Origin of the sequence: Streptomyces muensis (assembly GCF_021474425.1) — a bacterium.
Lineage (GTDB): Bacteria > Actinomycetota > Actinomycetes > Streptomycetales > Streptomycetaceae > Streptomyces > Streptomyces muensis.
The window spans coordinates 1-8,890 of record NZ_JAKEIP010000304.1; the positions used below are offsets into that span (position 1 = coordinate 1).

Below are 8,890 nucleotides of genomic sequence, written 5' to 3' on the forward strand. Positions count from 1 at the left end.
GCCGACAGCGGGGGTCTGGGGGCGGAGCCCCCAGGGATGGGACGGGTAGGGGCGGCGGGGGCGAGGGAAGCCTGGCCGCAGCCGACGCGGTTGCGAACGACACCAACGAGAGGTTGACCGACGTGCACGACGATCTCATCGCCCGGGCCCAGGCCTGGCTCACCGAGGACCCGGACCCGGAGACCCGCGACGAGCTCGCCAAGCTCATCGAGGCAGCCGACACCGAAGAGCTCACCGCACGCTTCAGCGGCACCCTCCAGTTCGGCACAGCCGGCCTGCGAGGCGAACTCGGCGCAGGCCCGATGCGCATGAACCGCACGGTCGTCATCCGAGCCGCCGCCGGCCTCGCCGCGTACCTCAGGAAGCAGGGCCACGACAACGGCCTCGTCGTCATCGGCTACGACGCCCGCCACAAGTCCGAGGACTTCGCCCGCGACACCGCGGCGGTGATGACGGGCGCCGGCCTGCGCGCAGCCGTACTCCCCCGCCCCCTCCCCACCCCGGTCCTGGCGTACGCCATAAGGCACCTCGGCGCGGTCGCCGGAGTCGAGGTCACCGCCAGCCACAACCCGCCCCGCGACAACGGCTACAAGGTCTACCTCGGCGACGGCTCCCAGATCGTCCCGCCCGCGGACATCGAGATCGCGCAGGAGATCGCCGCCGTACCGTCGCTGACCGTCGTCCCCCGCCCCACGGAGGGCTGGGAGACCCTCGACGACAGCGTCCTCGACGCCTACCTCGCCCGCACGGACGCGGTCCTCGCCCCCGACTCCCCGCGCACCGCCCGCACCGTGTACACGGCGATGCACGGCGTCGGCAAGGACGTCCTCCTCGCCGCGTTCGCCCGCGCCGGCTTCCCGGCCCCGGCCCTCGTCGCCGAGCAGGCCGAGCCGGACCCGGACTTCCCCACCGTCGCCTTCCCCAACCCGGAAGAGCCCGGCGCGATGGACCTGGCCTTCGCCAAGGCCCGTGAGACCGACCCGGACCTGGTCATCGCCAACGACCCGGACGCCGACCGCTGCGCCGCCGCCGTCAAGGACGGGGACGTATGGCGGATGCTGCGCGGCGACGAGGTGGGCGCGCTGCTCGCCGCGCACCTCGTCCGCCGCGGAGCGCGGGGCACCTTCGCCGAGTCGATCGTCTCCTCCTCCCTCCTCGGTCGTATCGCCGAGAAGGCGGGCCTGCCCTACGAGGAGACCCTTACCGGCTTCAAGTGGATCGCCCGCGTCGACGGCCTGCGCTACGGCTACGAGGAGGCCCTCGGCTACTGCGTCGACCCGGACGGGGTGCGCGACAAGGACGGGATCACCGCCGCGCTGCTGATCACCGAGCTGGCCTCCGTCCTCAAGGCCGAGGGCCGCACGCTCCTCGACCTGCTGGACGACCTCGCGGTGGAGCACGGTCTGCACGCCACCGACCAGCTCTCGGTCCGCGTCCAGGACCTGTCGGTCATCGCGAACGCCATGCGCCGGCTGCGCGAGCGGCCGCCGGCCGAGCTCGCCGGCCTGGCCGTCACCCGCGCCGAGGACCTCACCCGGGGCACCGAGACGCTCCCGCCCACGGACGGTCTGCGGTACACCCTCGAAGGCGCCCGCGTCATCGTCCGCCCCAGCGGCACGGAGCCCAAGCTGAAGTGCTACCTGGAGGTCGTCGTCCCGGTCGCCGCGCACGCCGACCTGCCGGCCGCCCGCGCCGAGGCGGCCGAGCTGCTCGAGACGATCAAGCGGGACCTGTCGGCGGCGGCCGGAATCTGAGCCTCCGCGGTACGCGGCTCACTGATCGTTGTCGGGGATCGCTTGTCGGTGATCGGTGATCGGTGATCGGTGATCGGTGATCGTTCCCGAAAGGGTGCCCCCATCCGGAGGCACCCTTTCGGGCGTTTTCCGCACGGCGGTTGACCCGCGCTCCACCGGCCTGCTGCTCCTCACTGTCTGGGCGCACCGGCAGGGGCACGGCGTCTGGCCGATCCTGGCGACACAGTGGGACGCCGACTGGTATCTCGGCATCGCCGACCACGGCTACGCGCACGAGCTCGGCACCGGGCACAACGCCAACAACCTGGCGTTCTTCCCGCTCTACCCCACCCTCGTGAAGGCGCTCTCAGCGCTCACCCCGGGCACCCGCGCGAGCACCGGCCTCGGCCTCGCCGTCATCGCCTCGCTCGTCGCCGCGTGGGGAGTCTTCGCGGTCGGCGACCGGCTGTACGGACGCCGGGCCGGAGTCCTCCTGACCACCCTGTGGGCCGCGCTCCCGGTCGGCCTGGTGCAGTGGATGGGCTACACCGAGTCGCTGTTCACGGCGCTCGCCGCCTGGTCGATGTACGCCGTGCTCACCGGCCGGCTGCTCACCGCGGCCTGGCTCGCCGCGTTCGCGGGCCTGACCCGCCCGACCGGGATCGCGGTGGCCGCCGCGGTCACGACGGCCGCCCTGCTCGCGCTGCGCCGCCGCTTCGGCCTCCGTACCCTCGCGGCCGCCGTGGTCGCGCCGCTCGGCTGGTGCGGATACGTCGGCTGGGTGGGCCTGCGGGTGGGGCGCTGGGACGGGTACCTCGCCGTACAGCGGCTGTGGCACAACGAGCTGGACGGCGGCGTCGAAACCCTGCGTCAGATGCGGCGGCTGCTGGTGTACGCCCCGAAGCCGGAGCTGTTCCTGGTGATGGTGACGCTCACGCTGATCGCGTCGGTCGTGCTGTTCGGGCTGGCGCTGGCGGACCGGCAGCCGGTCGCGCTGCTGGTCTTCACGGCCGTACTGCTGGCGATCGTCCTGGGCAGCGGCGGCGTCTACTTCCCGCGTGCCCGCTTCCTCATGCCCGCCTTCCCGCTGCTGCTCCCCCTCGCCCTGCACCTGTCCCGCGCCAGCCGTCGCTGTCGCACGCTGGTCCTCGCGGGGGCGGTCACCGTTTCGGCGTACTGCGGGGCGTACATGGCGCTGGTGTATCCGGGCGCGCCCTGATCGCGGGGGCGCCCTGATCGCCGGGTGCGGGGGTGGGCGGTGTGCGGAGGTGCGGTGTCCGGGTGCGCGAGTGCGCGGATGCGCGGATGCGCGGATGCGCTCCGGCGGCGAGTTCTCAGCCCATCGCCAGCAGGATCAGCAGCAGCACGGCGCCCGCGACCGCCGGGCCCACGATCTCGTAGGCCCACCGCACGGTCACCTCGCCCTGTGCGGGCTCGTCGTCCCCGTGGCGTTCCAGCAGTTCTCGCAGGTCGTCCATGACCTTGTCGGTCTCGGCCCGCGTCCGGCCGCCGTCCGCGTCGGCCGCACCGAACGACCCCTCGAAGTCGCGCCCGCCACGCCCTTTGCGGCCGCCGCCTCCCCGGCCAGCGGCGTTCGTCTCCGCCGCCGTGCGGTCCGCGCGCTGCGCCGCCTTCTTACGGGCCCGCAGCGAGACGGGGATCGCCCAGAGCTGGTACTTGGTGCCGGACTTCGCGACGACCTCGTTCGAGTAGGCGGACCGCAGCGAGGCGACCTGTCCCCAGGGGAGCACGATGACGCGCAGCGGGTTGCGGATGCGCAGGCGTTCCTCGTTGGCGTACACGGCGGGGCGGAGCGTGAACGCGGACGCCAGCGGCACGATCAGGATCATCGCGGCGAGGGCGAGCCACTGGGTGCGGCTCTCGCCGCGTACCAGGGCGTCGATGCCGAGCCAGAACACGATGGCGAGCAGCGCGACGCCGCCGAGCACGCCCATGGGCGAGCGGTAGACCCGGTCCCTCGCTGCGGGGTCCGGGGTGGAGGGGTGGTGCTCGTGGTCGGGGGTCGTCATGGGGCCGATTGTGCCGCATGCCTGCCGGCGGCTTGGCGGGGCGCCCGGTCGCCGTGGGGGGAAGTGTGCGTGGGCGGGTGCGGGTCGGATGTGGCTGGTCGCGCAGTTCCCCGCGCCCCTGGGGGGCGTGCCCGTCCCCGGCGTCATCAGGAGCCGCCCCTCCGGCCCTGTCCTGTCCTGCGGGATCCGGCGCTCAATCCATCTCCTGGGGTGTACAGCTGCTACGCGCGTAGATATGCTCGTCTGGTGACCATGCCCACCAATGCATCTGCCGCAGCTCACGCACTCACGGACGTCACCGCGTCCGACAGCACGCTGCGCCGCTTCCTTCACGGGCTGCCCGGCGTCGACGCGGTCGGCCTGGAGGGGCGTGCGGCGTCCCTCGGTACCCGTTCCATCAAGACGACCGCCAAGGCGTACGCCATCGACCTCGCCATCTCGATGGTCGACCTGACGACGCTGGAAGGCGCGGACACCCCGGGCAAGGTCCGGGCGCTCGGCGCCAAGGCGGTCCACCCCGACCCCACCGACCGTACGACCCCGGCGACCGCAGCCGTCTGCGTCTATCCCGACATGGTGGCCACCGCCAAGGAGGCCGTCGCCGGGTCCGGCGTGAAGGTGGCCTCCGTCGCCACCGCCTTCCCGGCCGGCCGCGCCGCCCTCGGTGTGAAGCTGGCCGACGTCCGGGACGCCGTCTCGGCCGGTGCGGACGAGGTCGACATGGTCATCGACCGCGGGGCGTTCCTCGCGGGGAACTACATGAAGGTGTACGACGAGATCGTCGCCGTGAAGGAGGCCTGCGGGGCGTCGGCCCGGCTCAAGGTCATCTTCGAGACCGGCGAGCTGTCGACGTACGACAACATCCGGCGCGCGAGCTGGCTCGGCATGCTGGCGGGCGCCGACTTCATCAAGACGTCCACCGGCAAGGTGGCGGTGAACGCGACCCCGGCGAACACCCTGCTGATGCTGGAGGCGGTCCGTGACTTCCGCGCCCAGACCGGGGTACAGGTGGGTGTGAAGCCCGCCGGCGGCATCCGTACCTCCAAGGACGCCATCAAGTTCCTCGTGCTGGTCAACGAGACCGCGGGCGAGGACTGGCTGGACAACCACTGGTTCCGCTTCGGCGCCTCCTCGCTCCTGAACGACCTGCTGATGCAGCGTCAGAAGCTGGCCACCGGCCGCTACTCCGGCCCCGACTACGTGACGGTGGACTGATCACCATGACCATCGAGAAGCGGTCTTCCGCATTCGCATACGCACCGGCGCCCGAGTCCCGCTCGATCGTCGACATCGCGCCGTCCTACGGCCTGTTCATCGACGGCGAGTTCGTGGAGGCGGCGGACGGCAAGGTCTTCAAGACCGTCTCCCCGTCCACCGAGGAGGTCCTCGCCGAGATCGCCCAGGCCGGCGAGGCGGACGTGGACCGCGCGGTGAAGGCCGCCCGCAAGGCCTTCGAGAAGTGGTCGGCGCTGCCGGGCTCCGAGCGTGCGAAGTACCTGTTCCGCATCGCCCGGATCATCCAGGAGCGCTCGCGCGAACTCGCCGTCCTGGAAACCCTGGACAACGGCAAGCCGATCAAGGAGACCCGCGACGCGGACCTCCCCCTGGTCGCCGCGCACTTCTTCTACTACGCGGGCTGGGCCGACAAGCTCGACCACGCGGGCTTCGGGTCGAACCCCCGGCCGCTCGGCGTCGCCGGCCAGGTCATCCCCTGGAACTTCCCCCTGCTGATGCTGGCCTGGAAGATCGCCCCGGCCCTCGCCACCGGCAACACGGTGGTGCTGAAGCCCGCCGAGACGACTCCGCTCTCCGCCCTCTTCTTCGCGGACATCTGCCGCCAGGCGGGCCTGCCCAAGGGCGTCGTCAACATCCTTCCCGGCTACGGCGACGCGGGCGCCGCGGTCGTCGCGCACCCGGACGTGAACAAGGTCGCCTTCACCGGCTCCACGGCCGTCGGCAAGGAGATCGCGCGGACCGTCGCCGGTACCCGTAAGAAGGTCACCCTGGAGCTGGGCGGCAAGGGCGCCAACATCGTCTTCGACGACGCCCCGATCGACCAGGCGGTGGAGGGGATCGTCAACGGCATCTTCTTCAACCAGGGCCAGGTCTGCTGCGCCGGCAGCCGCCTCCTCGTCCAGGAGTCGGTCCAGGACGAACTGCTGGACTCCCTCAAGCGCCGCCTGTCGACCCTCCGTCTCGGCGACCCGCTGGACAAGAACACCGACATCGGCGCGATCAACTCCGAGGAGCAGCTCACCCGCATCACCTCGCTCGTCGAGCAGGGCGAGGCGGAGGGCGCCGAGCGCTGGTCGCCGGCCTGCGAAATCCCCGAGAGCGGCTACTGGTTCGCCCCGACGCTCTTCACGAACGTCACCCAGGCGCACCGCATCGCCCGCGACGAGATCTTCGGCCCTGTCCTGTCGGTCCTCACCTTCCGCACCCCGGACGAGGCCGTCGCCAAGGCCAACAACACGCCGTACGGCCTGTCGGCGGGCATCTGGACCGAGAAGGGCTCGCGGATCCTCGCCGTGGCGAACAAGCTCCGCGCGGGCGTGATCTGGTCCAACACGTTCAACAAGTTCGACCCGACCTCGCCGTTCGGCGGCTACAAGGAGTCGGGCTTCGGCCGCGAGGGCGGCCGCCACGGCCTGGAGGCGTACCTCGATGTCTGAGAAGACCGAGAAGACCGAGCGTTTCGACCGTCTGTCGGTCTTCAAGACCTACAAGCTGTACGTCGGCGGGAAGTTCCCGCGTTCCGAGAGCGGCCGGGTGTACGAGGTGACCGACTCCAAGGGCAACTGGCTGGCGAACGTGCCGCTGTCGTCCCGCAAAGACGCCCGTGACGCGGTGGTGGCCGCGCGCAAGGCGTTCGGCGGCTGGTCCGGCGCGACGGCGTACAACCGGGGCCAGATCCTCTACCGCATCGCCGAGATGCTGGAGGGCCGGCGCGAGCAGTACGTCCGCGAGGTGGCGGACGCGGAGGGCCTGTCGAAGTCGAAGGCGGGCGCGGTCGTGGACGCGGCGATCGACCGCTGGGTCTGGTACGCGGGCTGGACCGACAAGATCGCCCAGGTGGTCGGCGGCGGGAACCCGGTGGCGGGCCCGTTCTTCAACCTCTCCTCCCCCGAACCGACCGGCGTGGTGGCCGTCCTGGCCCCGCAGGACTCGTCCTTCCTGGGCCTGGTCTCGGTCGTCGCCCCCGTGATCGCCACGGGCAACACGGCGATCGTGATCGCCTCCGAGAAGTCCCCCCTCCCCGCCCTCTCCCTCGGCGAGGTCCTGGCCACCTCCGACCTGCCCGGCGGCGTGGTCAACGTCCTGTCCGGCCGCACGGCCGAGATCGCGCCCCCCCTGGCCGCCCACCAGGACGTCAACGCGATCGACCTGGCCGGCGCCGACGACGTCCTGGCCAAGGAACTGGAGATCGCCGCGGCGGACAACCTCAAGCGCGTCCTGCGTCCACAGCCTGTGGACGACTGGACGACCACCCCCGGCCTCGACCGCATGACAGCCTTCCTGGAAACCAAGACGGTCTGGCACCCCACGGGTTCCCTGGGCGCCTCGGGCTCCTCCTACTGACCCCACCCCCCCAAACCAGAGGGCCGTGCCTCCTCTCCGTCCGGAGGAGCCACGGCCCTCTTCCCACTTCTCCCCACCGCAGGCCCGGCGCGGCCGATCACCTGTCAGACGAAGTCCTCCGTGACGTCGAACGCGATCGGGTTCCGCTGCCGGACGGCGTCCCACACGGGATCACGCAGCGCGGCGTCGAGCCACTCGGCGAAGGACGTCCCGTCGGCACGAAACCACCAGGTGTTCGAGCTCTTGAGCCGGGACAGCTCGGAATCGCAGGGGTACCGGTAGTCGAATTGGATCTGCACATACGCATCCACCGATCCCTCGTCCCCCACCAGGCCCAGTTGACGCGTGAACCCCAGGACGAAAGTGGGTTCCGAGAGCCAGTTCACGCAGCAGTACTCGAAGAGGAACCCGTCTGTGTCCCCCTCCGCAGGCACGTCGAACTCCACGCCCTCGAATCGACGCACGACCTCGGCCAGGTCCGTCACTTCGGGAACCGCTGCGGAGGTCACCGCCCCGAGGACCCTCAGGGCAATGTCACGGGCGCGCTCAACAGGTTGCTTCATGGTGTTCAGAATGTGACGCGCGCTTCAATCTCCGTCCACCGGGTCGTTCCCGGGCCGGACCATGCCTCAGACTGGTGTCCCGTGAGTTCCCATCCGTCCATACCGACGCGAGTCGTGCTGCTCTGCGGCCCCTCCGGCTCCGGCAAGTCCCTTCTCGCCGCTCGTTCCGGGCTTCCCGTGTTGCGGCTCGACGACTTCTACAAGGAGGGCGACGACCCGAGCCTGCCGCAGGTTCCCGGGAGTGCCGACATCGACTGGGACCACCCCGACTCGTGGGACGCCGACGCGGCCGTCGCGGCGATTGCGGAGCTGTGCCGCACGGGCCGTACGAACGTGCCGCTGTACGACATCTCGCTCAGCGCGCGGACCGGTGAGGAGAGCGTCGAGATCGGGCGTACGCCGCTGTTCATCGCGGAGGGCATCTTCGCCGCCGAGATCGTGACGCGCTGCCGGGAGCTCGGTGTGCTGGCCGACGCGCTGTGTCTGAGCCGTGGCCCGGTGACGACCTTCCGGCGCCGTTTCCTGCGCGATCTGAAGGAGGGCCGCAAGTCGGTGCCCTTCCTGCTGCGCCGCGGCTGGCGCCTGATGCGCCTGGAGCAGTCGATCATCGCCCACCAGACGTCCCTGGGCGCCCACGCCTGCGACCGCGACGAGGCCCTCGGCCGCCTCACCGCGGCCGCCGCGGGCCGCTGCCCGGCGGCGACACCGGCCAGCTGAACGAAGAGGGCGCCTGCCACGTCGTAGGACCGGATCAACGGTCCCCGGGCGAGGCGGGCGGTGCGGCCGAGGCATCGTGCGCCTACCTGGTCACCTACGACGGCCGCACCTACCCCGAGGCTATGAAGGTCCGCTGACCGGACCGGGACCGGGACCGCACAGCGAAGCGGGACTGGACGGACCCCCCGGCCCTCCAGCCCCGCTGTCGTTGTGCTCCACCGCTTCCCCCGTGGTGGAGCACCCCCCGTTTTCCCCGTTGGTCCCCCGT

Annotated in this window: 8 protein-coding genes; 6 read left to right on the forward strand and 2 right to left on the reverse strand. The window is 71.3% G+C overall.

Annotation, left to right across the window (positions count from 1 at the left end):
* Window positions 1–122 precede the first annotated feature (122 nt).
* The gene (locus tag L0P92_RS38565) at window positions 123–1,754 is read left to right on the forward strand and encodes a phospho-sugar mutase (RefSeq protein ID WP_234767794.1); all 1,632 of its coding nucleotides are present in this window, start codon (window positions 123–125) and stop codon (window positions 1,752–1,754) included.
* 94 nt (window positions 1,755–1,848) lie between these two features.
* The gene (locus L0P92_RS38570) at window positions 1,849–2,952 is read left to right on the forward strand and encodes a putative hexosyltransferase (protein WP_234767795.1); all 1,104 of its coding nucleotides are present in this window, start codon (window positions 1,849–1,851) and stop codon (window positions 2,950–2,952) included.
* A gap of 115 nt (window positions 2,953–3,067) precedes the next feature.
* On the opposite strand, the gene L0P92_RS38575 is transcribed toward L0P92_RS38570, so the two are convergent.
* Entirely contained in the window at window positions 3,068–3,763 is a 696-nt protein-coding gene (locus L0P92_RS38575; protein ID WP_234767796.1) for a PH domain-containing protein, read from the reverse strand.
* A gap of 252 nt (window positions 3,764–4,015) precedes the next feature.
* On the opposite strand from L0P92_RS38575, the gene deoC reads away from it, so the two are divergent.
* The 3 genes from deoC to L0P92_RS38590 are packed head-to-tail and all read left to right on the forward strand — an operon-like array spanning window position 4,016 to window position 7,342.
* On the forward strand, window positions 4,016–4,978 hold the full coding sequence (deoC, locus tag L0P92_RS38580; RefSeq protein ID WP_234767801.1) for a deoxyribose-phosphate aldolase: 963 nt from the start codon (window positions 4,016–4,018) through the stop codon (window positions 4,976–4,978).
* 5 nt (window positions 4,979–4,983) lie between these two features.
* The gene (locus tag L0P92_RS38585; protein ID WP_234767797.1) at window positions 4,984–6,435 is read left to right on the forward strand and encodes an aldehyde dehydrogenase family protein; all 1,452 of its coding nucleotides are present in this window, start codon (window positions 4,984–4,986) and stop codon (window positions 6,433–6,435) included.
* Window positions 6,428–7,342, forward strand: coding sequence for an aldehyde dehydrogenase family protein (locus L0P92_RS38590; RefSeq protein ID WP_234767798.1), 915 nt, complete (start codon window positions 6,428–6,430; stop codon window positions 7,340–7,342). Before L0P92_RS38585 ends, L0P92_RS38590 begins: the two co-directional genes overlap by 8 nt.
* Window positions 7,343–7,446: 104 nt before the next feature.
* Here the strand turns inward: L0P92_RS38590 and L0P92_RS38595 are convergent, their stop codons facing one another.
* Entirely contained in the window at window positions 7,447–7,905 is a 459-nt protein-coding gene (locus L0P92_RS38595; RefSeq protein WP_234767799.1) for a hypothetical protein, read from the reverse strand.
* Window positions 7,906–7,986: 81 nt separating this feature from the next.
* Here L0P92_RS38595 and L0P92_RS38600 point away from each other — a divergent pair, with 81 nt between their 5' ends.
* Window positions 7,987–8,622 (forward strand): uridine kinase family protein, encoded by a 636-nt coding sequence (locus L0P92_RS38600; protein ID WP_234767800.1) that lies wholly within the window; start codon window positions 7,987–7,989, stop codon window positions 8,620–8,622.
* Window positions 8,623–8,890 lie beyond the last annotated feature (268 nt).

Bases quoted from the DNA above. Each gene is read 5' to 3' on its own strand.
- L0P92_RS38575 (WP_234767796.1), bottom strand. From the start codon at position 3,763: ATGACGACCCCCGACCACGAGCACCACCCCTCCACCCCGGACCCCGCA.
- deoC (WP_234767801.1), top strand. From the start codon at position 4,016: ATGCCCACCAATGCATCTGCCGCAGCTCACGCACTCACGGACGTCACC.
- L0P92_RS38585 (WP_234767797.1), top strand. From the start codon at position 4,984: ATGACCATCGAGAAGCGGTCTTCCGCATTCGCATACGCACCGGCGCCC.
- L0P92_RS38590 (WP_234767798.1), top strand. From the start codon at position 6,428: ATGTCTGAGAAGACCGAGAAGACCGAGCGTTTCGACCGTCTGTCGGTC.
- L0P92_RS38595 (WP_234767799.1), bottom strand. From the start codon at position 7,905: ATGAAGCAACCTGTTGAGCGCGCCCGTGACATTGCCCTGAGGGTCCTC.